The sequence below is a fragment of the Salipiger sp. ABF4_146 genome, from assembly GCF_056161345.1.
Window position 1 is genome coordinate 330,459 of the sequence record NZ_JBSWYX010000001.1, and the last position, 22,325, is coordinate 352,783.

Below are 22,325 nucleotides of genomic sequence, written 5' to 3' on the forward strand. Positions count from 1 at the left end.
ACGCGCCTTATGTCATGGGCATGACCCTCTCGATCCCATTCGACAACAGCTACGCGCGCCTGCCCGACGGCTTCTTCGCCCGGCTCGACCCGGCCCGCGTGGCCGCACCGCAGCTTATCGCGTTTAACAGCGCGCTGGCCAAGGACCTCGGTATCACCGGCGAGGACGACCCGCTGCTCGCCGCGATCTTTGCCGGCAACGCCCTGCCCGACGGCGCCGAGCCGCTGGCGCAGATCTACGCTGGCCACCAGTTCGGCGGGTTCTCCCCGCAACTGGGCGACGGCCGCGCGCTGCTGCTGGGCGAGGTGGTCGACGCCAGCGGCACGCGCCGCGACATCCAGCTCAAGGGCTCGGGGCCGACCCCGTTCTCGCGCCGCGGCGATGGCCGTGCGGCGCTCGGCCCGGTGCTGCGCGAATATGTGATCTCTGAGGCGATGCACGCGCTTGGCGTGCCCACCACCCGCGCGCTGGCCGCGGTGCGCACCGGCGACGACATCTACCGCGAAACCGTGCTGCCCGGCGCGGTGCTCACCCGCGTCGCCGCCAGCCATATCCGCGTCGGCACCTTCCAGCTTTTCGCCTCGCGGCAGCAATACGACCAGTTGCAGCAGCTGTTCGACTACACCCGCGCCCGGCACTACCCCGAAGCCGAAACACCCGGAGAACTGCTCGCCGCCGTCTGCGCCCGGCAGGCCGATCTGGTGGCGCACTGGATGTCGCTCGGCTTCATCCACGGCGTGATGAACACCGACAATTGCACCCTCTCCGGCGAGACCATCGACTACGGCCCCTGCGCCTTCATGGATCAGTATGATCCGGGCACCGTCTACTCGTCGATCGACCGTCACGGCCGCTATGCCTATCAGGCGCAGGCGGATGTGATCGTCTGGAACATGGCGCAGCTCGCGACGGCGCTGGTGCCCTTGGTGCAGGATCAGCAGGCCGCGGTGGACGAGTTCACTGCGATCGTCAACGGCATGCCCAACCTGATCCGCGCCGCGTGGCTGCGCCGGTTCGGTGCCAAGCTGGGGCTCTCCGAGCCACAGGCCGAGGATGCGCCGCTGATCGCCGACCTGCTGGGCATGATGCAGGCGGGCGGGTCCGATTTTACCAACACCTTCCGCGCCCTCGCGACCGGCTCGGCCCGCGACGAGATCACCGACCGCGCCGCCTATGACGCTTGGCATACGCGCTGGCAGACCCGGCTGTCGGATGCGCCGGACGCCGAAGCGCTGATGCGCCGCAGCAACCCGGCCTTCATCCCGCGCAACCACCGGATCGAACAGATGATCGCCGCCGCGCTCGAGGGAGACGAGCGGCCCTTCCATCATCTCAACGCCGTGCTTTCGCGCCCCTACGACGACCAGCCGGAGGCCGCAGAGCTGCGCCGCCCGCCGCTGCCCACCGAGGTCGTGCAGGCCACCTTCTGCGGCACCTAAAGCTCTCGGCGTCATTTCGCCAAAACGCGCAAAGGCGGGCCCAACGAGCAGACGCGCAAAGGTTTTCCCTTCACGCCTGCCGGTCGGTGCGGCAAGCTGCCCTTGGGGCGCCAGCTTGGGCCGCCCGCAACCAAGGGAGCGAGAAGATGAGCCTCATGGGCACACTGGCGAAGGTCGCCATCGGATACGCCGCCGCGCGCGGGGTCGACCGTCTCTCGGGCGAACAGGGGCTCGGGCCGCTGATCGGCGGCAAGGCGCAGATGCCGGGGTCCGAGCCGGGCACCAGCCTTCAGGCGCAGATGGGCAAGATGCTCGGCGGCAACGGCAACCCGCTCGGCGCGATCATGGAACAGCTGCAGAAAAGCGGCATGGGCAGCCTGCCCGGTATGGATCAGGCCGGTCAGGCGGCAAGCACCGGGCTGGCCGGGATGCTCGCCGCGGTGGCCAAGGCGGCCAATATGGGCGGCAAGAACATCGGCGGCATGCTCGACCAGATGAGCGCGGTGCAAAGCGCGCCCGAAGCCGAGACCGCCGCCGGCCTGATGCTGCGCGCGATGATCCAAGCCGCCAAAGCCGACGGCGATATCGACAAGGCCGAACAGGCCAAGCTGCTGGACACGCTCGGCGACGATGCCAGCGCCGAGGACATGGCCTTCGTCAAGGCGCAACTGGCGGCCAAGGTCGACCCCGAGGGACTGGCCAAGGACACGCCCGACGCGCAGAAGACGCAGGTCTATTCCGCCTCGCTGATGACCATCACGGTGGACACGCAGAAAGAGGCGGAGTATCTGGATCGTCTCGCCAAGGCGATGGGCCTGCCGGAGACCGCGGTCAACGCGCTGCACATGCAGATGGGCCTGCAGCCGCTGTACACCTGACCACCGAAGGCCCGCATGCAGAAATCGCCGCACTATGGCCTGGGGCTCGCCGCCCTGGGCGCCCTCGTCCTGACCCCCGACACGCTGCTGATGCGCATGTCGCAGATGGATGGGCTGGCGATGCTGGTGTGGCGCGCGCTGGCGCTCGGCGCGGTGTTCTGGGCGATTTTCCTGCTCACCAGCCGCGCCCCGCGCAACCTGCATCTGCTGCTCACCCGGCCCGGGCTGACCGTCATCGCCTGCCAAAGCGCCAACGCTGCGCTCTTCGCGCTCGGCATTGCGATGGCCCCGGTGGCGGTGGTGCTGCTGGCGGTCGCGACGATGCCGGTCTGGGCCGCGCTGCTCTCGCGGCTGCTCTACGCCGAGCCGACAAGCCGCGCCACATGGATCACCATGGCGGCGGTGCTTCTGGGGATCGCGCTGGCAGTGAGCGGCAAATCCGATCTGCAGCACGGCACGGCGTCGGGCGAGAACACGTTGATCGGCGCGCTCTGCGGGCTGGGGGTGGCGCTGACCCTCGGCCTGAACTTCGTCACCCTGCGCCATGCGCCGCGCCTGCCGCTGCTGCCTGCCATGGGCAGCGGCGCGCTGATCTCGGGGGGCTTGGGTCTGACGCTGATCGCGCCGGGCGCGCTGACGGACGGGCACGCCCTGCCGATCCTCGCCACCGGGCTGCTGATCCTGCCGATCTCGTTCTTCTGCCTCAGTTCCGCCTCGCGGCACACCGCGGCCGCCAACGTCAGCCTGCTGATGCTTCTGGAGACGGTGCTTGGGCCGATCTGGGTCTGGGCCTTCCTCGATGAAGCCCCCAGCCCGCGGATGATGCTCGGCGGTGCCATCGTGGTCACCAGCCTCGCGCTTTACATCCTCAACACCCGCCGCCGCCCGGCGTCTTCTTCTCTTTCAAAATACGCCGGGGGTGAGGCGCCCTGCGCCGAGGGGGCAGAGCCCCCTGCACCGCCGCCCGCCGCGCGGCCCTAAGACCGGCGCAGGCGGGCTTCCCCGGCACGCGCCTCTCGCGTCACTCGACCAGCAGGTTCACCCGCCGGTTCTGCTTGCCCTTGTTCTCGATCTTGCCAAGGCGGATGGTTCCGATCTCGCCGGTGCGCGCCACATGCGTGCCGCCGCAGGGCTGCAGATCAATCTGATCGCCACCGTCACCGATCCGCACCAGTCGCACGTGGCCAGCGCCGCGCGGCGGCTGCACGCTCATCGTCTTGACCAGATCGGGGTTGGCCTCCAGCTGCGCCTCGGTGATCCACTCCTCGCTCACCGGAAGGTCAGAGGCGACGAAGGCGTTGAGCTGCGCTTCCAGCGCCTCGCGGTCCTCGGGCGGCTCGGGCATGAGGAAATCCAGCCGGCCCTTGCCCGCCCCGATCTGCCCGCCGGTGACCGGCAGCGGCAGCGCCACCGACAACAGGTGCAACGCCGTGTGCACGCGCATGTGCCGGTGCCGACGCTCCCAGTCGATGTGCTGCGTGACATGCGCGCCGACCATCGGCAGCGGCTTGGGCTCGGCGGGCACCAAAACAATGGCATCTGCCTCGCCCTTCACCGCCGTGGCGATCTCTATCTCGCCGCCGGGCCAGCTCAGACGGCCGCTGTCGCCGGGCTGCCCGCCGCCGGTGGCATAGAACAGCGCGGCATCAAGGATGATCCCGCCCTCTTCGGTCAGGCCAATCACTTCGCCCGGCGCTTCGCGGCGGTAGGCATCTTCAAGGAACAGACGCTCGGTCAACTTTCTCTCCTAGGCATCTTCCGGACCGGTGGTCGGAAAATCTTCGTCCCGACGCTCGGTGGCGGTGTCTGTGTCGCTGTCGCGCGGCGCCTGCTGCTGCGCCACCTTCTCGCCGTCGCGCGCCTCGCGCTCCGGTTTTGGCGGCTCGGCGTTGGCGCGCAGCGTTTCGGGGTTGCGCAGCCAGATGTCGCGCTGCGCGAAGGGGATCTCGATCCCTTCCTCGCCAAAGCGGCGGGCGATCTCGTGGTTGAAGTCCGACAGGATGTCGAGCTTGTGGTTCACGTCGCGCACGATGGCGCGGATCTCGAACTCCAGCGCATCGGCGCCGAAGCGCGCGAAGATCACCGAGGGTTCGGGGTTCAGCAGAACCATGTCGTGCTGGCGGACGATGCGCAGCAGGATGTCCTGCACCTTACGCGTGTCGGTGCCATAGGCGACGCCGACCGAGACGAACACCCGGCCGATGACGTTGCCGCGGGTGAAGTTGGTCACCGTCCCCGAGATGAAGTCCGAGTTCGGCACGATCACATCGGTGCGGTCGAAGGTCTCGATCCGCGTGGCGCGCACCGAGATGTCTTTGACGATGCCCATGTTGGGGCCGACCTCGATCCAGTCACCCTGACTGATCGGCCGTTCGATCAGCAGGATGATCCCCGACACGAAGTTCTGCACGATGTTCTGCAGGCCAAAGCCGATGCCCACCGACAGCGCCGAGATGACATAGCCAAGCGCGGTGAGGTTGATCCCCGCCGCGGTGATCGCGAACACCGCCGCCAGCATCACGCCGGCGTAGCCCAGCCCCGAAACCACCGCGTTCTGCCCGCCGATGTCGAGCCGGGTCTTGGGCAGGATCGAGCTGCGCAGCCCGCTCTGCAGCAGCCGCGTGACGCTGTAGCCGATGACGAAGACCACCAGCATGGTCAGGAAGCTGGTCGGCGAAATGCGTGTATCGCCAAGCAGGAAGCCCTCTTGGAACCGCGCCCAAAGCTCGGTGAGATCGGCCACCCGCGCGCCCCAGATCAGCGCCAGCGCCGGCAGCGACAGGAGAACGATCACGAAGCCCGCCAGAACCGTCACGAGGCTATCGTTGGGATCCTTGCGGGTGATCAGGCTGTAAAGATCGCGGACGAAGCGCTGCAGCACCAGAACCAGCGCCAGCAGCGACAAGGTCTGGACGGCGGGAAACACCATGCCCTGCCCGACCCGATGATAGCCCACCGCCGCGAGGATCGGCCCGGCAATCGCCATCAGAACGGCGCCGCGCCCGATCAGCCGGGCGATCTGCATGCGGAAGGTGGAGCCCTCCAGCAAGGTGCCCTCGCCGTCGCTCTCCTCGCTGTCCTCAACGCTCATGCCCGACAGGATCAGGCCAAGCCGGAATAGCATCAGCGCCGACAGCAGCAGCAGCGGGAAGTCGAGCACCGCCACGGTCTCTTCGCTGAACCCGTACAGCTCGGCCAGCGTCTCGCCCATGCCGCGCAGCACGAAGAGCATCGCAAGCACCGACGAATACAGCCACGCTTCGGTCCGCTGCCAGCTGGGCAGCGGCATGGTGGCGATGGAGTCGTCGCTGTTGAAGCTCTGGTCGGCCAGCCACCGGATATAGAGCAGCACCATGCCCCAGATCGGCACGGTGATCAGGATGACGTTAAAGTTCTCGCCCGGCAGCCCTGAGATCTCGGCGGCCACCACCAGCAGGATCAGCCCCGCCAGCGGCAGGATGATCGAGCCCAGCGAGGCGACGAAGCGCCAGACGCCTGTGCCCCGGCGAGTGCGCCGGCGCAGCATGTTCTCGAGTTTTCGGATCCAATGCGGGCCGCGGATCAGCAGCAGGAAAGACAGACCCACCAACAGCACGATCACCGGCAGGTTCTCGCGCGCGGTTGCGCGGGTGGTGTCTGCGGCGAGGTTCTCGCGCACGCCCGCGATCACCGATCTGCCCGCCTCCATGACCTCGCCGAAGGCGGGCCCCCAAAGCTGCGGATTGAGCGGCGACGGTCCGAGGGTCAGCAGCCGGGTCGTCTGCAGCTCGCGAATGTTGCCGTCGATCTCGGCGATCAGCCCATTGGCCTGCGTGTAAGCCTCTTGCGCGCGCCGGCCCGGCGCCTGTGCTTGCGACAGCTGATCGTTGAGATCGGCCCGGCGTTGCGCGATATCCTCGGCTTCGGTTTCGCCCTCCGCCGGAGGTGGCCCCAGCGTATCAAGCTGTGACTGAAGCGTGTCGATGCGGCCCGCGTTGGTGCTTTCGGCCTGCAGGAAACTGTCCCGCCAACCGGCGACCTCGCGGCGCATGTCTTCGTATTGCTTGACCGTCGCCGAACCACTGTCGATCAGCGCATCGGCCTGTTCGACGGTGTCGAACCACTCTTGATAGTCAATGTCCGACTCCGTCTGCGCGACCACGAGGGTCGCGCAGAGCAGAAGCATCGCGAAGGCGGCAAAGCCGCGCCGGATCAGGGCAATCATACGTCCTCGAAGACACCCGGGATCGACGCAGGCGACCGATCAAGCCAGCCGGGAACCGGCAGCTCACGCGAGCGCAGGAAGCTCGGGTTGAACAGTTTCGACTGATAGCGGGTGCCGTAGTCGCACAGCACGGTGACGATGGTGTGGCCCGGGCCCATTTCCTTGGCCATCCGCATCGCGCCGCCGACGTTGATGCCGGACGAGCCGCCGACGCAGAGCCCCTCTTCGGACAGCAGATCAAAGACCACCGGCAGCGCCTCGGCGTCGGGCACCTGATAGGCGAAGTCGGGGGTGAACCCTTCGAGGTTGGCAGTGATCCGGCCCTGCCCGATTCCCTCGGTGATCGAGTCGCCCTCGGACTTAAGCTCGCCGTGCTTGTAGTAGTTGTAAAGCGCCGCGCCCATCGGATCGGCCAGCCCGACCTTCACGCCCTTCGGCTGCAGCGCCTCGGCGACGCCGGCCAGCGTGCCGCCCGAGCCGACGGCGCAGATGAAGCCGTCGACCTTGCCGCCGGTCTGCTCCCAGACCTCCGGGCCGGTGGTTTCCACGTGGGCCAGACGGTTGGCCACGTTGTCGAACTGGTTGGCCCAGATCGCGCCGTGCTTTTCGGTCTTGGCCAGTTGCTCGGCCAGACGCCCCGAATAGCGCACATAGTTGTTGGGGTTGCGGTAGGGGGCCGCCGGAACCTGCACCAGTTCAGCGCCGGCCAGACGGATCATGTCTTTCTTCTCCTGAGACTGGGTCTCGGGAATCACGATCACCGTGCGAAAGCCCATCGACGCACCGACCAGCGCGAGGCCGATGCCGGTGTTGCCCGCCGTGCCCTCGACGATGGTGCCGCCGGGTTCCAGCAGGCCCTTCTCCATCGCGTCACGGATGATGAACAGCGCCGCGCGGTCTTTCACCGACTGGCCCGGGTTCATGAACTCGGCCTTGGCGAGGATTTCGCACCCCGTCAACTCGCTGGCTTTCTTAAGCCGGATCATCGGCGTATTGCCAACCGCCTGTGCCAGATCCTTTGCCACCCGCATGGGTATCTCCCCTTCGTCTAACCGTTGGGGCACAGGTGTAGGGCGTGCGTGGGGTGAACTCAAGCCGCCGCGCGGAGCCTTTCACGCGCCCGTGCGAGCCAGAGCAGCATCATCGCCAGCGGCCCGGCGTTGACCTCGCCGCTTTCCACCAGCGCCATCGCGTCGTCAAAGCCCAGCACATGGCTGCGGATGTCTTCGTTCTCGCTGTCGAGGCCGTTGATCCCGCCGCCATGCTCGCCCAGATCGCTTAGCCCAAGGAAGCAATGGAAAAACTCGCTGGTATAGCCCGGCGAGGCATAGACCCGCACCATCGGCTCCAGCGCGCCCAGATGCAGCCCCGCCTCTTCGACCGCCTCGCGCCGGGCGCAATTTTCCGGGCTTTCGCCCGCATCCACCAGCCCGGCAATAGGCTCCAGCACCCACGGGTGCCGGTCTTGTCGCAGGATCGGGCCATAGCGCATCTGTTCGATCAGCAGCACCAGATCGCGCTGCGGATCATAGGGCAGCACCAGCGCCGCGTCATAGGCGACAAAGCCCTCGCGCTGGACAACGTCTGACATGCCGCCATCGAACCGCTCGTGCTGCAGCGAAAACTCCCGCAGCCCGAAGAACCCGTCATGCGCAGAGCGATCCGAGACTATCCGCACCGCACCATCGCGGCTGCGGTCCGAGCGCAGCGTACAGGGCGTTTCGCGATCCGCCAGCGCCCGCGACCAAGCCCGCGCCGCCAGAAACGGCCGGATCCGCCGCACCATCGCCGCCGGGCGCTTGCCGTAGCCCCCGATGATCTCGCGCGCGATCTCGCAGGCCAGTGTGCCGTGTGTCCGCTGCCAGCTTTCCGCATCGAAAAGGCGCTGCTCCGCCGTGGCATCCGCAGCTTCCCGGTCCACAGGCGCCCGCACCGGCGCCGCCTCACCGGGAAGCCGGACGTCGGAGAATTCTTCTTCGGTCCAGCCCGTGAAGTAGCACAGCCGGTCGACGTCTTCCTGCCCCGCATCACGCAGCAGCAGCCCCGGCGCTGCCTCGCCTTCGGCGGGACGCAGGCGGCTCAACTGATCGGCGCTGCCCGAGGGCGTCAGCACGACGTGATCCGGTAGCGCTGCCGGTTCCAGCACCGGCGCGCGGCCAAGCACGATCTCCAGCAGCGGCGCATAGGCCAGCGTGCCGGTCAGGAAAATCGTCATCTCGCTTATCTCCAGTTGCGCGCCGCGAACTCGGTCAGCACGCCCGCGATGACCGCACCGACGAGCATCAGCCCGATGAAGCCGCCATCAATCAGATAGTCGCCAAAGTCCAGCGCCAGCTGGAACACCGACGCCAAGGCCTCCATCGGGCCATCGTAGCGATGCCGCATCGCCAGACGCACCATCTCATTGAAAGACTGCACAAACAGCCCCGCCGCCACAAGCACCGCGGCAGCGGTCAGCCCCGCCGAGATGCCATGCGCCAAACCGCGCGCCGCTTGCCCGCCGAGCAACATCCAGCCGATGACCAGCCCCAGCCCCACATTCACCCAGCGAAAATACCCGAAATCCTGAATTTCTTGGATGTTGGTTATCAGATAGCCTGAGCCGAGGTAGGCCAGAGCGGCAAGACAAAGGGCGCCGACGAGGCGCGCAGCAGTGGTCATGAAGAAGCCCCACGAAAACACGATCGTTAAATACCGTGCCAGCTAACGCGGCTGCCTGAGGGGTGACAAGATCGCAGGTTAACTTATGCTGGGGCCTGTGACCAAAGCGCCGACGCGGGCCTCAGAAATCTCGGTCTTCATAGGCCGCAAGCGCCGCCGCCCGGCCCTCTGCGGCGCTCACCACAGGTTCGGGGTAATCAGCCTCAGGCGACAAATCCCAACTGCGTGGCACCGCGTCGAAATAGTCCAGCGCGTCCTGCGGCGGCTGCGCCTGCCCCTCGGCGATCCAGCGGCGGCGATAGGTGCCGTCGGGATCGAACTTTTCGGCCTGCGTGACCGGGTTGAACACCCGGAAGTAGGGCGCGGCATCCGGCCCGCAGCCCGCCACCCACTGCCAGCCCATGGCGTTCGAGGCCGGATCCCAGTCGACAAGGCAGTCGTCGAACCACGCCATGCCGATGCGCCAGTGCACCATCAGGTGCTTGGTCAGATAGCTGGCGACGATCATCCGCGCGCGGTTGTGCATGTAGCCGGTGACATACATCTCGCGCAGCGCCGCATCGACGACCTCGATGCCCGTCCGCGCCTGCTCCCAGGCCTGCACTTCGCGCAAGCGGCGGTCTTCCTTCCACGGAAACGCTTTCCACTCTTCGCGCCAGTTGTCCTCCAACATATGCGGCGTGTGCCACATCAGGTGATAGGCGAACTCGCGCCACGCCAGTTCTGCGAGGAATTTTCCCGCGCCCTTCTTGCCCTCTTCGGCCGCCCGAACCCCGGCGTGCCAGCACCGCGCCGGGCTGATCTCACCAAGGCTGAGGTATTGCGACATCCGCGAGGTGCCGTCGGCGTCAAGCCGGTCGCGCATCTCGCCGTAATCGCCGATACCGTCGCGGATGAAGGTGGCCAGCCGGGCCTGCGCGGCCACCTCGCCGGGCTTGACATGTTTCGCAAGCACCTGCGCGCCCCGGTTCATCGCCGCGCCAAGCGCCCAATCGGCCAGCGCCTCGCTTTGCGGCCATTGGCCGGGCGCTTGCAGCTTCGACGGCGCGGGCACCGGCTCGGGCACCTCGCGGTCCTTCACCGCGCGCCAGAACGGGCTGTAAACCTTGTAATAACCACCCTGCTTGGTCTCCACCGTCCAAGGCTCGAACATCAGATGCCCGGCAAAGCTCTGGGCATCGATGTCGTCCTCCTTCAGCGCCGACTTGATATCGCTGTCGCGCTCGACGGCGGCCGGGTCATAGGCGCGCTGCCAATAGACCGCACCGGCGCCAGTTTCGCGGACCAGCGCCGGGATCACCTCGCGCGCCGGCCCCGCACGCAGGATCAGCCGCGATCCCTTTTCTTCAAGCGCCGCCTGATAGCACGAAAGCCCCTGCTCCAGCCGCCACTTGGGCGCCGCGCCAAGTGCCTCGACCGTGTGATCGCGGATAAAGACCGGGATCACCGGCCCACCACGCGCCACCGCCGCACTCAGCGCGGCGTGATCAGACAGCCGCAAATCGCGCCGGATCCACACCAATGTCGGGGACACTTCACTCATCGCACACCTCCTTCTCGTGTCCCGGAACTGGCCCGGCGGGCACCGGGGTCAAGCGCCTAGGATCAAGCGCCCGGGATCAGGCACCTTCATCTTTCCAAAAATACTCAAGCACCGCGCCCCAAGAGGCGCGGCGCCGGGCGAAGGATCAGCCCCTCACATCTTCGAAGGATTACGCAGACCGCAGCAGAGCGGATCACCAACGGATCACAAAACCGCGTCCAGCGCCTCGATCAGCCGCGAGACCTCCGCCTCCGAGGTGTAATGCGTGAACGACAACCGCAGCACGCCTTTCTGCGGGTCCACGCCCTGCGCCTGCAGCGCGCGCACCGCGTAGAAATCACCGCCGCCCGCCATGATCCCGCGCGCTGCCAGCGCTTGATTCAACTCCGCCCCGGGTTTGGCGTGCTCCAGCGCAACCGTCGGCGCCCGGCGCTCCGCCTCCAGCGGGCCAAGCAGGCGCACGGAATTGCGCCCCGAAAGGTAGTCGAGCAGCGGTGCCGTCAACGTCACCTCCTGCGCCCGCATCAACCGCGACACGCCCTGCGCGTCGGTGCCGTGATGCGCCGCCTGGGCATCGATGTAATCAGCCATGCCGGCACAGGCGGCCACTTGCGCATGGTCGGGCCCGGCCGGGGTAAACCGCTTGTAGAGCGTATCGCCGTTGAAGAAATGCGCTTGGTTCGGCAGCGCCTCGCCAAGCGCGCGGCGGAGGACCATCAGGCCCTGATGCGGCCCGTATGTCTTGTACGCGGAAAAGAGATAGATATCGGCGCCGAGCGCCCCCACATCCGGAAACCCGTGCGGCGCGTAGCTGACGCCATCGACGCAGGCATAGGCACCGGCGGCGTGGACCATCGCGCAGATCTCGGCCACCGGGTTGATCTCGCCCACCACGTTCGAGCAATGCGGAAAGCACACCAGCCGCACCTTCTCGTCGAGCAGATCGGCCAGCGCCGCCGGATCGAGGTGCCCGGTCTCGGGGTCCATCCGCCATTCGCGGATCTCGATGCCCTCTTCCGCCAGCCGCCGCCACGGACCGGAGTTGGCCTCATGGTCCTGATCGGTCACCACAATCGCCTCGCCCGGTTTCAGAAACTGACGGAAGGCGTTGGCCAGCACGAAAGTGTTGGCGCTGGTCGACGGGCCGAAGCTCAGTTCCTCGGTCTCAACTCCCAGCAGCGCCGCCATACGCCGGCGCGCCTCATCCATCTCGGCGCCGCCCGCCTCTGACGGAGCGTAGGGGCCATAGGGCTGCATCTTGCGCTGGTGGTAAAAGCGCGTCAGCCGGTCGATCACCGCACCGCAGGTATAAGAGCCCCCCGCGTTTTCGAAGAACGCCAGCCCCTCAAGCGAGGGCTCGGCGAACGCGGGGAACTGGGCACGGGTGAAATCGACATCAAGCATCGGGCGCTCCTTGGAATTTGCGCAAATCTGCGGGCAGAAAAGCGCTGAGGACCGGCATGGTCAAGCCGGTGACGTCGCGGCGCATGGCTTGCGGTGTGCCGCCGGTGCGCCTATCTTCACGTCAGCACCGCCGATCCCGGCGGCCGCAATGGAGAGTGGATGCTCGAGCTTGTCTGATAAGGCTCCCGCGCCGATGCGCAGGAGCCGCTGAAAATCCCGCAGAACCGGGCCCCGCGAAGGGCCTGTGTTGACGTGTTTTTCATTCAGGCAAACCCCATGAATATCTCGAAATTCGAAAACCGTGTGCTGCACGTGCTGGCACAGGGCGGCCGCATCTCACATGAACGCAGCGGCAGCCGGATCACCGACATCACCTGCATCACCAGCGACGGTATGATCCTGACGTCCTGCACGCTGGAGATCTTCCAGCGGCTCAAACGCAAACGCTTAGTCGCGTCGAAAGGCGGCGGGGCGTATCGTATCTCTGAGCGCGGGCGACGGCTGGTAGCCGCACGCCCCGACAACCGCGTCTAGGGAGGCTGACATGCAGATCAGACCGGAACACCCCGCAGAGGCCGAGATTATCTCGGCCCTTACCACCCACGCTTTCGCCACCGCCGAACACGCCGACGGCACGGAAGCGCAGATCGTCGAGGGGCTGCGCTCCGCCAGCGCGCTGACGCTGTCGCTGGTGGCCGAGGAGGACGGCGTCCTACTGGGCCATGTGGCGGTCTCGCCGGTGCAGGTGGGCGGGCATTGGGGGTGGCAGGGGCTGGGGCCGATCTCGGTCCTGCCCGAGCGGCAGGGCACGGGCATCGGCGCGGCGCTGATGCACCAAACGGTCGAGCAACTGCGCGCCTCCGGGGCGCATGGGATCGTGCTTGTGGGCGATCCGGCGTTCTACACGCGCTTCGGCTTCCGCCAAGCGCCGGGGCTGAAACTCAAGGGCGTTCCGCCAGAGGCGATCCTCGCCCTGCCGTTCCACGACGAGATGCCCGAGGGCGCGCTGCGGTACCACGATGCCTTCGGGCTTGCGTATTGAGCCATGTGCCGCCCTTTGGCACAGCTTCAGACCACCTAAAAAGAAACGCGGGCCCCGAGGGGCCCGCGCCTGTTCTTGCCTAACTCGGCCGATCAGCCGCGCGGTTCAGCACTGAGACCACGCCAGATCGCCAGACACATGATCAGCAGCACGATGGTGAACGGCAGGCCGGTCGAGATCACCATCGACTGCAGCGACGACAGGCCGCCCGCCGAAAGCAGCAGCACGATGGCCACCGCGCCTTCGAAAATCGCCCAGAACACACGTTGGGGGACCGGTGCGTCGACCTTGCCGCCCGCGGTAATGGTGTCGATCACCAGCGAACCGGAGTCCGAGGAGGTCACGAAGAACACAATCACCAGCACCACCGCGATCACCGAGGTGATCGAGGACAGCGGCAGACCTTCCAGCATCGCAAACAGCGACAGCGGCGGGTTGTAGCTGTCGATCACGTTCGCCTTCACCGCGCTGTTGGCCGGATCGGACAGCACCTGATCGATGGCCACGCCGCCGAACACCGCCATCCACAGAACGCAGACGAGGCTGGGGATGATCAGCACGCAGATTACGAACTCGCGCACCGAACGGCCACGGCTGACGCGGGCGATGAACATGCCGACGAACGGCGACCAGCTGATCCACCACGCCCAGTAGAACGAGGTCCAGCCCTGCACGAAGTCGGTGTCTTCACGGCCGACCGGGTTCGACAGCGGCACCAGATCGACGAGGTAGGCGCCAAGCCCGCTGAAGAAGTCCGAGAAGATCATCATCGTCGGACCGACCAGCAGCACGAAGACCAGCAGCAGCCCGGCAAGGCCCATGTTGATCTCCGACAGCACCTTCACGCCGCCGTCGAGGCCGCGGACCACCGAGACCAGCGCCACCGCGGTGATGCCCGAGATGATCATCACCTGCATCGTCGAGCCGATCGGCACGCCGAACACGTGGTTGAGGCCGGCATTCACCTGCTGCGCGCCAAAGCCGAGCGAGGTGGCAAGGCCGAACAGCGTGGCAAAGACCGCGAGGATGTCGATGATATGACCCCACCAGCCCCAGACGCGCTCGCCGAGCAGCGGGTAGAAGGCCGAGCGTACGGTCAGCGGCAGACCCTTGTTGTACGAGAACAGCGCCAGGGCCAGCGCCATCACAGCGTAGATCGCCCAAGGGTGCAGGCCCCAGTGGAAGATCGTCGCGGCCAGACCCATGGTCTTGGCGGCTTCGACGTTCTCGGGGATCAGGTTGCCGTCGGCGTCAAAGGGCGACGGCACGCCGAGCGGCGCGCTGACGGCCATATGGTAGACCGGCTCGAGCACGCCGAAGAACATCAGGCCGATGCCCATGCCGGCGGCAAAGAGCATGGCGAACCAGCCCGGGTAACTGTAGTCGGGCGTCGCCTCGGCCCCGCCCAGGCGGACCTTGCCGAGCGGCGAGACGACCAGCACCAGACAGAAAATGACGAAGATGTTCGCCGCCCCAAGGAAGAACCAGTCGAAGGTCTTCGTGGCGAAGGAGAACAGCCAGCTGAACACCGCGCCCGCCTGTTCCGGCAGCGCCAGCGTGTAGAACACGAAGGCCACGACCACGGCGCCGGAGATCAGGAAAACCGGGTTGTGAATGTCGAGGCCGAACGGGCCGAACTGCGCTTCGATGTTGTCCTGACCGATCTCGTAATCGGTCTCGATGATATCCGACGCGCCTTCCGGCGCCGGGATACCTAGGTCCTCGGTGTCTTCCGTGGAGTTTTCGCTACTCACGTCTTGACCCTCCATATTCTGTTGTTTTGTTGTGCGGCACGCCGCCGCATAAGCCAGAGCGGCGCCTCAGCGCACCACCATCACCGAAACCTTCGCCCGCGATGCCACGGTGCCGCCGTTCGACGGCCAGAAGTGGTCGGCGATGCCGGGGATGTGGCTGGCCATGATCACCAGATCGGCCTCGGTCTCGACCACCGCCTTGACCAGCGCCGGATCGAGATCGACCGCCGGGTCGTGGCTGATCACCGCATGCGCCTCGCCTTCGACGCCAGCGGCCAGCCCCTGCGCCTTGGCAAAGGCGGCAAGCTTTTCACCATATTCTTCAGGATTGTGCGCCAAGGGAGATGGCGTCGATGCGCTCACCCCGACATAGATGAGCTTGGCTCCGTAGTGTGCGGCAAGATCGCCTGCCACGTCCAAGGCTTTTTTCAGCCGATCCGCATGATTCAGATCGACCGGCACCATGATGCGTTTGAACATGGTTCCCTCCGTCATTCAGGGCCCGCTTGCGCGGACCTGCGTGCCTGTTCTGACAAGGCGCATCAAGGGTCCTGCCGCCCTCTGATCCCGCCTGCCCCGACTTGCCCGCCGCAGCGGCGGATCCCCGCGCCGGCTCCGGACCAGCGTTGGCTATTCGGGCCCCGAAGACCCCGCCGAACCATCGCCGCGCCATCAGCTAGCGCACGGAGACGTGAGGTAAAGCTTACATATATTTTAACAAATGACCAACCGCTCGGGCGCGTCGCCAAGAAGAATCTCCCCTCACGCCAGCGAAGTGCCCGCTACTCCGCACCCTGTTGCCGCGAAACCGGTCACGCTTGGCGCGTCTTTTCGGCGGGCATCAGGAACAGATCGCTTACCCATCCGGTGCCCCCGGCGGCGGTCAGCATGGCGTGAATCTGGCCGCGGTGATGGGTCTGATGATTAAACATATGCGCAACGCACTCCGCCAGAGGCCGCTCCTGCTCCTGTCCGCTGGCGCCCGACCACCAGCGCAGGTCTCCTTGCAAGCCCCCGGCAGAAAGCGCCCCCGCCCAGTCGAGAATGACCGTGTCCATCTCGCGGCGCGCCGCAGCCCACTCGGCCAGATCGCCGGTCTGCGCGACACTGCCGGCAATGCCGCCATCCGGGCGCGCGATATCCGAAAACCGGCTCATCCACATGCGGTCGGCCCAGAGCAAATGGTTCGCCGTCGCGAAGATCGACCCAAAGAAGGCCCCGCGCTCGGAGGTCAGTGCCTCTGGCGCAAGGCCGTCGAATGCCGCCCGCATCAGTTGGTTTTGCCACGCATTGTAGCGCGCAAGACGCCGCACATCCGCCTCGTCCATTGGCCCATTCCCCTTCTGCGCGGCGTTGCGGCCCCATTGCCGTCTGCCCGCGCCACTAAAGACCTGCCCCGCGGTTCCTGCAAGCCTCGCCCGCCGCCGAGATGCAGAACCCCACTTGACCGGCGCGGCGGGGATGCTAGTGAGGCGACCACGGTGGGCCTGTAGCTCAATTGGTTAGAGCAGGGCGCTCATAACGCCTTGGTTGCGGGTTCAAGTCCTGCCGGGCCTACCAGTTTTCCCGCCGCTGCCGGGCACCTTTGGCCCTGGCCACCAACCTACCGTGAGCGCCGCAATCGACCAAGCGGACCAGAGCGTTTTGATAACGCTACCTCGACAATCCGCGGAGCTGATGGCCGATTTGACCAATTTGCGCCACAGTTCGAGCAAAGTTTCTCCCCGGATTTCGCCTAAACGATTCATTAACCACTGAGCAGATGCCCACGCGCGGGCAAGCGCTTGAGGGCAAGGTTGCAAGTAACAAAGAGTGATAAGGGGTAAACCTCATGCCGGACCGTCTCGATCGCCACCCAAAACTTGCCACATCTTTTGTCGGTGTGATGTCCATTGTCATTCTTGCCGCCACGCTGACGGCGATCTTCGGCATCCGCTGGCAAGCGCAGGACTACGAGGTGCGGCTGCAGCGCGAACTGGGTCTGCGCAGCGCGCAGGCCTTGGCGCAGACCTTCAACAAGGCGATCGAACGGGAATGGAACTCGCTGCGGGCCGTAGCGTCGCGGACGGCCAATGCCTCCACCACCGAAATGCAGGACTTTGCCGACGCCGTGGTGCGGGCTGGCGGTCAGGTCGCCTGGGCCGGGTTCGCCTCGCCCGACGGGGTGATCATCGCCGGCTCCGGCGGCGAACGGGTCGGTGATGCGGTGGATCACCGCAACTGGTTCCAATCGGGCTTCAGTGGTGAAACCGTGGGCACCGCCTTCACCAAGAAATCGGGTGCGGCCAGTGGCGAGCGTTTCATCAACCTGTCGATGCCTGTCACCGACGCCGCGGGCGATACCCAAGCCGTGGCCGTCTATCGCCTTCGGATCTCGTGGGTGGCCGAGTACATGGCCGACGCCGCCAACAACCTCGAGGTCGGCGCGATCATCCGCGACCGCAAGGGCCAGACCATCGTCGACACCCGCGGCGACACCCACACCGAAGAGCTGCCGCCGCGCGTCGAGGGCATGATCCTCGCAGGGCGCCCCGACGCCGACCGCACCACGCTGCAGCGCGGCGATGGCGGCCACCTTTATGCCGTGCTGCCCAGCTTCACCAACGACTCGATGCCGGGCTTCGGCTGGACACTGGTCGTCGATGTCCACGCCGACAGCTTTGCCGAGGCGCTGCCCGACTTCATGCGCGGCATCAACCTTCTTATCGCCGCCATCGCGGTTGCCACGCTGATCTGCGCGGCGGTGCTCTTCCGTTACCTGACGCGGCCCTTCCACCGCCTCATCCAGACCGCCACCGCGCTGGCCGACGGTCAGGTTGTCTACCCGCGCGAAGAACAGGCGACGCGTGAGAGCATGCTGCTCTCGGCGGTGCTCGCCCGGCTGCAGACGCAAATTCAGTCGCTGCGCGCGTCGACACGCTGAGCCGCGCCCGACCTCCAAGCAAATGAAAAGGCCCGCAGCCGGAACGCTGCGGGCCTTGCTGTTTCATGTCGGGCTCTGCCCCGGACGCGGTTGCTCAGGCCGACGCCGCGACCGCCTGCCCGGCGCCCTGCCCCAGAACCTCGGCAGCGATCTCAAAGCTTCTCAGCCGCGCCGTGTGGTCGTGGATCATCCCGGTCAGGATCATCTCGTCGGGCTGGTAACGGTCCACCAGCGCCTGCAACTGCGCGGCAACCTCGTCGCGGTCGCCCACCGCAGAGATGCGCAGTGCCGAATTGGCTGCCGCAAGATAGCGCGGATCGGTCGCCGCTTCGATATCGTCGAGCGGGCGCGGCAGCTTGCCCGGGGTGCCGGTGCGCAGGTTGATGAAGGCCTGCTGCTGCGAGCTTTTGAGGCGCACCGCCTCTTCGGTGGTGTCCGCCGCCCAGACGTTCGCCGCAAGCATGAAGTGCGGCTCGTTGGTCACGCCGGGCTGGAAGCGGCTGCGGTAAACCTCGATCGCCTGCTCGAGCGCATCTGGCGCGAAATGCGAGGCAAAGGCATAGGGCAGCCCCAGATGCGCCGCCAGCTGCGCGCCGAACAGCGACGAGCCGAGGATCCACACCGGCACCTGCGTGCCCTCGCCGGGCACGGCGCGCACCGGCTGGTTGGGCTCTGCGGTCTGGAACAGCCCGAGCAGTTCGATCACATCCTCGGGAAAACGGTCGGCGCTTTGCGCCATGTTGCGGCGCAGCGCCATGGCGGTCATCTGGTCCGAACCAGGCGCGCGGCCAAGGCCAAGGTCGATGCGGCCCGGAAACAGCGTCTCAAGCGTGCCGAACTGCTCAGCAATGACCAGTGGCGCGTGGTTTGGCAGCATGATGCCGCCCGCGCCGACGCGGATGCTCTTGGTCGCCGCCGCCACCTGGCCGATGACCAGAGAGGTCGCCGCCGAGGCGATCCCGGTCATGTTGTGGTGTTCGGCCAGCCAGTAGCGCGCGTAGCCCCAGGCCTCGGCGCGCTGCGCCAGCTCGAGCGTGTTCTGCAGCGCCTGCGCCGTGGTGCCGCCTTCGGGCACCGGCGACAGGTCGAGCAGGCTGTAGGGAATGCGGGTCATGGAGAACCTCTTTGTCGTGTCGACCCTCGATATAGGCCCGCCGCGCCCGCACCGTCACCCTGCACCAGCGCACAAAGCGCGCATCCCCCTGTGCACCTGCACAAATCTTCTACCCGTGCACCTGCACAAATCTGCACCCCGTGCACCTGTACAAATCTGCGCTCAGCGCGCCGCCATACGGATCGCGCCGTCGAGCCGGATCACCTCACCGTTGAGCATCGGGTTCTCGACGATGTGCTGCACCAGCGCCGCGTATTCCGCCGGATCGCCAAGCCGCGCCGGGAACGGCACCTGCTGGCCAAGACTGTCCTGCACGTCCTGCGGCAGACCTTGCATCATCGGCGTCAGGAAAAGCCCCGGCGCGATGGCGCAAACCCGGATGCCGCTTTGCGCAAGATCGCGCGCCATGGGCAGGGTCATGCCCACCACGCCGCCTTTCGAGGCGGCATAGGCCACCTGCCCGACCTGTCCCTCATAGGCGGCAACCGACGCTGTGTTGACGATCACCCCGCGGTTGCCGTCCCGGTCCAACCCGTCGTTCTGCGCCATCAGCGCCGCGGCCTGCGAGGCGACGTTGAATGTGCCGGTGAGATTGATCGCGATGGTTTTTGCAAACAGCGCCGGGTCATGCGCCGCGCCGCGCGACACGGTCTTGGCCCCCGGCGCGATGCCCGCACAGCTTACCGCCACATGCAGCGCGCCATGCACCTCGATCACCTGCGCCAGTGCTGCCGCCACGCTTTGCGGATCGGTGACATCGGTCTCGACGAAGCTGCCACCGATGTCGCCCGCCGTCACCGGGCCACGCTCGGCATCCTTGTCCAGCAGCACCACTTTGGCGCCAAGCCCGGCCAGCCGCGTCGCCGTCGCCGCACCAAGCCCCGACGCGCCGCCCGACACCACGGCCACGGTTGTTTCGTCGATCTGCATGAATTCCTCCAGTTTCTCCTCGGGCGCGAGATGAGCGCAGCCAAGGCCGCACGTCCAGCGCAGGGGCGGAGGGACGTTGCGTCAGGCGTCGGGCTCGCGGGTTGCCGCCTCCACCACCGGGCTGCCAAGCGCGCCGTAGAGGATCATCACCACGGCGCGGCTTGGCGCCTCCTTCAGCGTCTCGCCCAGATCCGCCACGGTCGAGGCGACCATGCGCTGCCCGGCCTTGCTGACGTTCTCGGCCATCAGGGTCGGCGTCTCCGGCGGCAATCCGGCGGCGATAAGCCGTTCGGCCAGTTTCGAAAACGTCCGCCGCCCCATGTAGACGCAGGTCACCGCCTCGGGATCGGCGAGCGCGGCGAGATTCATCTCCTCGGGCAGCGCGCCGGTCACGTCATGACCGGTGACGAATTGCAGCCGCCGCGCGGTGAGCCGACGGGTGAGCGGCATCGACGCCGCAGCGGCAGCAGCCGACGCGGAGGTCACGCCCGGCACCACCTCAAACGGAATGCCCGCTGCGGTGACGGCGGCGATTTCTTCCTCGAGCCGTCCAAAGATGCCCGCGTCGCCCGATTTCAGCCGCACCACGTGCTGGCCCGCCAGCGCATGCTCGACCAGCAGCGCGCTGACGTATTCCTGCTTTGGCGAGGGGCAGCCCGCGCGCTTGCCCACGGCGACCATCTCGGTGCCTTCGCCGCACAACTCGAGGATCGGACCGGAGGCGAGATCATCGTAAAGCACGGCATCGCCGGCCTGCAGGCACTTCAGCGCCCGCACGGTCAGCAGATCGGGGTCTCCGGGACCGGAAGAGACGAAACTGACAAAGCCGGACATGGGGCCTCCGTGAGCGGAATGAGCGGTGCACCCCCTGCTACGCTGCGGAAGGAAGCGGTGCAAGACGGCGCCGCCCGGCGGCCTTCGGCCTTGTTCCGCGCGCCACCCCAGCCGGAGCAAGGCGCGCAGCGCCGCCGGCCAGTGGCCGCCCTGGGGACGGTCGACCGCTGGCCTCCGTTCCGCCTGAAAGACGACTCGCGGCTCCCCCAGCCCCGAAAAGAAAACGCCCCGCACCTTGCGGTACGGGGCATCAAATCTCGACCTGTGGTCAGGAAATCAGAGGCGCGATGCCACGTTTTCCCAGTTCACCAGGTTGTCGAGGAAGTTGGCGAGATACGCCGGACGCTTGTTGCGGAAGTCGATGTAGTAGGAGTGCTCCCACACGTCGCAGCCAAGCAGCGCGGTCTGGCCGAAGCACAGCGGGTTCACGCCGTTCTCGGTCTTGGTGACCTTCAGGCCGCCGTCGGTGTCTTTCACCAGCCATGCCCAGCCCGAACCGAACTGACCAGCGCCAGCGGCCGAGAAGTCTTCCTTGAACTTGTCGAACGAACCGAAGGATTCGGTGATCGCTTTTTCCAGTTCACCCGGAAGCGCGTTCTCGCCGGCACCCATCATTTCCCAGAACTGCGTGTGGTTCCAGTGCTGCGAGGCGTTGTTGAACAGGCCCGATTGCGCCACGGCGCCGGCCTCGTAGGTGCCCTTGACGATCTCTTCAAGCGACTTGTCCGCCCACTCGGTGCCGTCGATCAGCTTGTTCAGCGTGGTGACGTAGGTGTTGTGGTGGATGTCGTGGTGATACTCCAGCGTCTCCTTGGACATACCCTTGGAGGCCAGCGCGTCGTGAGCATAGGGAAGGTCGGGAAGTTCAAAGGACATATGCGTTTCCTTTCGCCTGTCTGTGAGTTTGAGTGTATTCCTAGACCTGCTACACGTGAGGTCAAGCTAAGTTCCGTGTACCATTGCACTCAAGGCTGTGCGGCAAGCTCGTTGAGGGGCGCCCCCTCGCAGAGTCCACTGGCCTGAAACACCCGGTCAAACCCGGCCGGGATCGCGGTGACGGTCACCTCTCCGCGCGTCTTGTCGATCCCGGCGCGAAACAGCATCCGGCGCGTCTGCTGCGCGCCAGACCCGACCGGGTAATCCCAGGTAAAACTGATCCGCCGGGTGGTTTCCGAGGCGACCTTGCCGGTCACCGGCAAGCCGGAGTTGTAGCGCAGGGCAACCGGGTCCGAGATCACCACGCGCCCGCTGTCGGGATCATGCGCGATGAACAGCACCGGCGGCACCCAGCGCTGGCTGTAGGCCACGTCGAGGCGGCACAGATAGCCAATCGCACTGCCGGGAACGACAAGACGTTCGGGCATTTCATCGGCGGCGCGGGTGGCCAGATCGCGGTCCTGCCGCGCGGCAGGCGGGCCACCGGGCGGGCCACCGGCCCAAAGCGGCGCGGCGACAAGTCCGCTGGCCGCAGCGACGAGCAGCAGCGCGGCGGCGCGTCCGATCTGCGCGTGGATGCGGGCGGCGGTATGTGCTCCAGACCTCATCCAATCGCCCCTTTCCCGCGCGGTAACCAAGCTGACGCTACGGTGGCTTGCCCCA

General features: G+C 66.5%; 21 protein-coding genes and 1 tRNA gene. 7 read left to right on the plus strand and 15 right to left on the minus strand.

Translation table 11 applies throughout. From position 1 onward, the window contains the following. The first annotated feature begins 20 nt into the window (after window positions 1-20). The 3 genes from ACXAJT_RS01620 (at window position 21) to ACXAJT_RS01630 (ending at window position 3,298) form a co-directional block, all read left to right on the plus strand. Window positions 21-1,439 (plus strand): protein adenylyltransferase SelO, encoded by a 1,419-nt coding sequence (locus tag ACXAJT_RS01620; RefSeq protein ID WP_475232279.1) that lies wholly within the window; start codon window positions 21-23, stop codon window positions 1,437-1,439. 146 nt (window positions 1,440-1,585) lie between these two features. Further along, window positions 1,586-2,317, plus strand: a complete 732-nt coding sequence (locus tag ACXAJT_RS01625) for a DUF533 domain-containing protein (protein WP_475232287.1) — start codon at window positions 1,586-1,588, stop codon at window positions 2,315-2,317. A gap of 15 nt (window positions 2,318-2,332) precedes the next feature. After that, complete coding sequence (locus ACXAJT_RS01630; RefSeq protein WP_475232289.1) at window positions 2,333-3,298, plus strand: DMT family transporter; 966 nt, start codon at window positions 2,333-2,335, stop codon at window positions 3,296-3,298. 40 nt (window positions 3,299-3,338) lie between these two features. Here the strand turns inward: ACXAJT_RS01630 and ACXAJT_RS01635 are convergent, their stop codons facing one another. The 7 genes from ACXAJT_RS01635 to ACXAJT_RS01665 all read right to left on the minus strand — a co-directional run bounded on the left by ACXAJT_RS01635 (window position 3,339) and on the right by ACXAJT_RS01665 (window position 12,129). After that, window positions 3,339-4,055 carry an alanyl-tRNA editing protein gene (locus ACXAJT_RS01635; protein WP_475232291.1) on the minus strand — a complete coding sequence of 239 codons (717 nt, stop codon included), beginning with the start codon at window positions 4,053-4,055 and terminating at the stop codon, window positions 3,339-3,341. A 9-nt stretch (window positions 4,056-4,064) separates the two neighbouring features. Then, window positions 4,065-6,521 (minus strand): DUF3772 domain-containing protein, encoded by a 2,457-nt coding sequence (locus ACXAJT_RS01640; RefSeq protein WP_475232293.1) that lies wholly within the window; start codon window positions 6,519-6,521, stop codon window positions 4,065-4,067. Next, on the minus strand, window positions 6,518-7,552 hold the full coding sequence (locus ACXAJT_RS01645) for a cysteine synthase A (protein ID WP_475232295.1): 1,035 nt from the start codon (window positions 7,550-7,552) through the stop codon (window positions 6,518-6,520). Before ACXAJT_RS01645 ends, ACXAJT_RS01640 begins: the two co-directional genes overlap by 4 nt. Before the next feature lie 59 nt (window positions 7,553-7,611). After that, window positions 7,612-8,736 (minus strand): NUDIX domain-containing protein, encoded by a 1,125-nt coding sequence (locus tag ACXAJT_RS01650; RefSeq protein ID WP_475232297.1) that lies wholly within the window; start codon window positions 8,734-8,736, stop codon window positions 7,612-7,614. Window positions 8,737-8,741: 5 nt separating this feature from the next. Next, window positions 8,742-9,182: a TrgA family protein gene (locus tag ACXAJT_RS01655; RefSeq protein ID WP_475232299.1), complete on the minus strand. Its 441-nt coding sequence runs from the start codon at window positions 9,180-9,182 to the stop codon at window positions 8,742-8,744. Between the two features lie 121 nt (window positions 9,183-9,303). Continuing rightward, entirely contained in the window at window positions 9,304-10,725 is a 1,422-nt protein-coding gene (locus ACXAJT_RS01660) for a cryptochrome/photolyase family protein (protein WP_475232302.1), read from the minus strand. Between the two features lie 204 nt (window positions 10,726-10,929). After that, entirely contained in the window at window positions 10,930-12,129 is a 1,200-nt protein-coding gene (locus ACXAJT_RS01665) for an aminotransferase class V-fold PLP-dependent enzyme (protein WP_475232305.1), read from the minus strand. A gap of 276 nt (window positions 12,130-12,405) precedes the next feature. On the opposite strand from ACXAJT_RS01665, the gene ACXAJT_RS01670 reads away from it, so the two are divergent. Both ACXAJT_RS01670 and ACXAJT_RS01675 read left to right on the plus strand, forming a co-directional pair. After that, entirely contained in the window at window positions 12,406-12,663 is a 258-nt protein-coding gene (locus ACXAJT_RS01670) for a YjhX family toxin (protein ID WP_475232307.1), read from the plus strand. A gap of 10 nt (window positions 12,664-12,673) precedes the next feature. Further along, complete coding sequence (locus ACXAJT_RS01675; RefSeq protein ID WP_475232309.1) at window positions 12,674-13,171, plus strand: GNAT family N-acetyltransferase; 498 nt, start codon at window positions 12,674-12,676, stop codon at window positions 13,169-13,171. Window positions 13,172-13,263: 92 nt separating this feature from the next. Here ACXAJT_RS01675 and ACXAJT_RS01680 read toward each other — a convergent pair whose 3' ends face one another. The 3 genes from ACXAJT_RS01680 to ACXAJT_RS01690 all read right to left on the minus strand — a co-directional run bounded on the left by ACXAJT_RS01680 (window position 13,264) and on the right by ACXAJT_RS01690 (window position 16,253). After that, window positions 13,264-14,925 (minus strand): BCCT family transporter, encoded by a 1,662-nt coding sequence (locus ACXAJT_RS01680; RefSeq protein ID WP_475232311.1) that lies wholly within the window; start codon window positions 14,923-14,925, stop codon window positions 13,264-13,266. 66 nt (window positions 14,926-14,991) lie between these two features. Further along, window positions 14,992-15,405: a universal stress protein gene (locus tag ACXAJT_RS01685; RefSeq protein WP_475232314.1), complete on the minus strand. Its 414-nt coding sequence runs from the start codon at window positions 15,403-15,405 to the stop codon at window positions 14,992-14,994. 332 nt (window positions 15,406-15,737) lie between these two features. Beyond that, on the minus strand, window positions 15,738-16,253 hold the full coding sequence (locus ACXAJT_RS01690; protein ID WP_475232318.1) for a DinB family protein: 516 nt from the start codon (window positions 16,251-16,253) through the stop codon (window positions 15,738-15,740). A gap of 155 nt (window positions 16,254-16,408) precedes the next feature. Between ACXAJT_RS01690 and ACXAJT_RS01695 the strand changes: the two genes are divergently transcribed. Further along, window positions 16,409-16,485 (plus strand) — tRNA-Ile (locus tag ACXAJT_RS01695). Between the two features lie 271 nt (window positions 16,486-16,756). After that, window positions 16,757-17,848 carry a cache domain-containing protein gene (locus ACXAJT_RS01700; RefSeq protein WP_475232321.1) on the plus strand — a complete coding sequence of 364 codons (1,092 nt, stop codon included), beginning with the start codon at window positions 16,757-16,759 and terminating at the stop codon, window positions 17,846-17,848. A gap of 94 nt (window positions 17,849-17,942) precedes the next feature. Here ACXAJT_RS01700 and ACXAJT_RS01705 read toward each other — a convergent pair whose 3' ends face one another. The 5 genes from ACXAJT_RS01705 to ACXAJT_RS01725 form a co-directional block, all read right to left on the minus strand. Next, window positions 17,943-18,962, minus strand: coding sequence for an LLM class flavin-dependent oxidoreductase (locus tag ACXAJT_RS01705; protein ID WP_475232324.1), 1,020 nt, complete (start codon window positions 18,960-18,962; stop codon window positions 17,943-17,945). A 162-nt stretch (window positions 18,963-19,124) separates the two neighbouring features. Next, on the minus strand, window positions 19,125-19,892 hold the full coding sequence (locus ACXAJT_RS01710) for an SDR family NAD(P)-dependent oxidoreductase (RefSeq protein WP_475232326.1): 768 nt from the start codon (window positions 19,890-19,892) through the stop codon (window positions 19,125-19,127). Between the two features lie 81 nt (window positions 19,893-19,973). Continuing rightward, window positions 19,974-20,726, minus strand: coding sequence for a uroporphyrinogen-III C-methyltransferase (gene cobA / locus ACXAJT_RS01715; protein ID WP_475232328.1), 753 nt, complete (start codon window positions 20,724-20,726; stop codon window positions 19,974-19,976). Window positions 20,727-21,002: 276 nt separating this feature from the next. Next, on the minus strand, window positions 21,003-21,602 hold the full coding sequence (locus ACXAJT_RS01720) for a superoxide dismutase (RefSeq protein ID WP_475232330.1): 600 nt from the start codon (window positions 21,600-21,602) through the stop codon (window positions 21,003-21,005). Window positions 21,603-21,691: 89 nt separating this feature from the next. Then, window positions 21,692-22,270, minus strand: a complete 579-nt coding sequence (locus ACXAJT_RS01725; protein ID WP_475232332.1) for a hypothetical protein — start codon at window positions 22,268-22,270, stop codon at window positions 21,692-21,694. Window positions 22,271-22,325: the final 55 nt, after the last annotated feature.

What these genes read in the sequence shown, in the direction of transcription:
- ACXAJT_RS01650 (WP_475232297.1), bottom strand. Translation starts at nt 8,736, where the DNA reads ATGACGATTTTCCTGACCGGCACGCTGGCCTATGCGCCGCTGCTGGAG.
- cobA (WP_475232328.1), bottom strand. Translation starts at nt 20,726, where the DNA reads ATGTCCGGCTTTGTCAGTTTCGTCTCTTCCGGTCCCGGAGACCCCGAT.
- ACXAJT_RS01720 (WP_475232330.1), bottom strand. Translation starts at nt 21,602, where the DNA reads ATGTCCTTTGAACTTCCCGACCTTCCCTATGCTCACGACGCGCTGGCC.
- ACXAJT_RS01685 (WP_475232314.1), bottom strand. Translation starts at nt 15,405, where the DNA reads ATGTTCAAACGCATCATGGTGCCGGTCGATCTGAATCATGCGGATCGG.
- ACXAJT_RS01630 (WP_475232289.1), top strand. Translation starts at nt 2,333, where the DNA reads ATGCAGAAATCGCCGCACTATGGCCTGGGGCTCGCCGCCCTGGGCGCC.
- ACXAJT_RS01625 (WP_475232287.1), top strand. Translation starts at nt 1,586, where the DNA reads ATGAGCCTCATGGGCACACTGGCGAAGGTCGCCATCGGATACGCCGCC.
- ACXAJT_RS01665 (WP_475232305.1), bottom strand. Translation starts at nt 12,129, where the DNA reads ATGCTTGATGTCGATTTCACCCGTGCCCAGTTCCCCGCGTTCGCCGAG.
- ACXAJT_RS01675 (WP_475232309.1), top strand. Translation starts at nt 12,674, where the DNA reads ATGCAGATCAGACCGGAACACCCCGCAGAGGCCGAGATTATCTCGGCC.
- ACXAJT_RS01645 (WP_475232295.1), bottom strand. Translation starts at nt 7,552, where the DNA reads ATGCGGGTGGCAAAGGATCTGGCACAGGCGGTTGGCAATACGCCGATG.
- ACXAJT_RS01705 (WP_475232324.1), bottom strand. Translation starts at nt 18,962, where the DNA reads ATGACCCGCATTCCCTACAGCCTGCTCGACCTGTCGCCGGTGCCCGAA.
- ACXAJT_RS01620 (WP_475232279.1), top strand. Translation starts at nt 21, where the DNA reads ATGACCCTCTCGATCCCATTCGACAACAGCTACGCGCGCCTGCCCGAC.
- ACXAJT_RS01655 (WP_475232299.1), bottom strand. Translation starts at nt 9,182, where the DNA reads ATGACCACTGCTGCGCGCCTCGTCGGCGCCCTTTGTCTTGCCGCTCTG.
- ACXAJT_RS01690 (WP_475232318.1), bottom strand. Translation starts at nt 16,253, where the DNA reads ATGGACGAGGCGGATGTGCGGCGTCTTGCGCGCTACAATGCGTGGCAA.
- ACXAJT_RS01670 (WP_475232307.1), top strand. Translation starts at nt 12,406, where the DNA reads ATGAATATCTCGAAATTCGAAAACCGTGTGCTGCACGTGCTGGCACAG.
- ACXAJT_RS01640 (WP_475232293.1), bottom strand. Translation starts at nt 6,521, where the DNA reads ATGATTGCCCTGATCCGGCGCGGCTTTGCCGCCTTCGCGATGCTTCTG.
- ACXAJT_RS01700 (WP_475232321.1), top strand. Translation starts at nt 16,757, where the DNA reads ATGCCGGACCGTCTCGATCGCCACCCAAAACTTGCCACATCTTTTGTC.
- ACXAJT_RS01725 (WP_475232332.1), bottom strand. Translation starts at nt 22,270, where the DNA reads ATGAGGTCTGGAGCACATACCGCCGCCCGCATCCACGCGCAGATCGGA.
- ACXAJT_RS01710 (WP_475232326.1), bottom strand. Translation starts at nt 19,892, where the DNA reads ATGCAGATCGACGAAACAACCGTGGCCGTGGTGTCGGGCGGCGCGTCG.
- ACXAJT_RS01660 (WP_475232302.1), bottom strand. Translation starts at nt 10,725, where the DNA reads ATGAGTGAAGTGTCCCCGACATTGGTGTGGATCCGGCGCGATTTGCGG.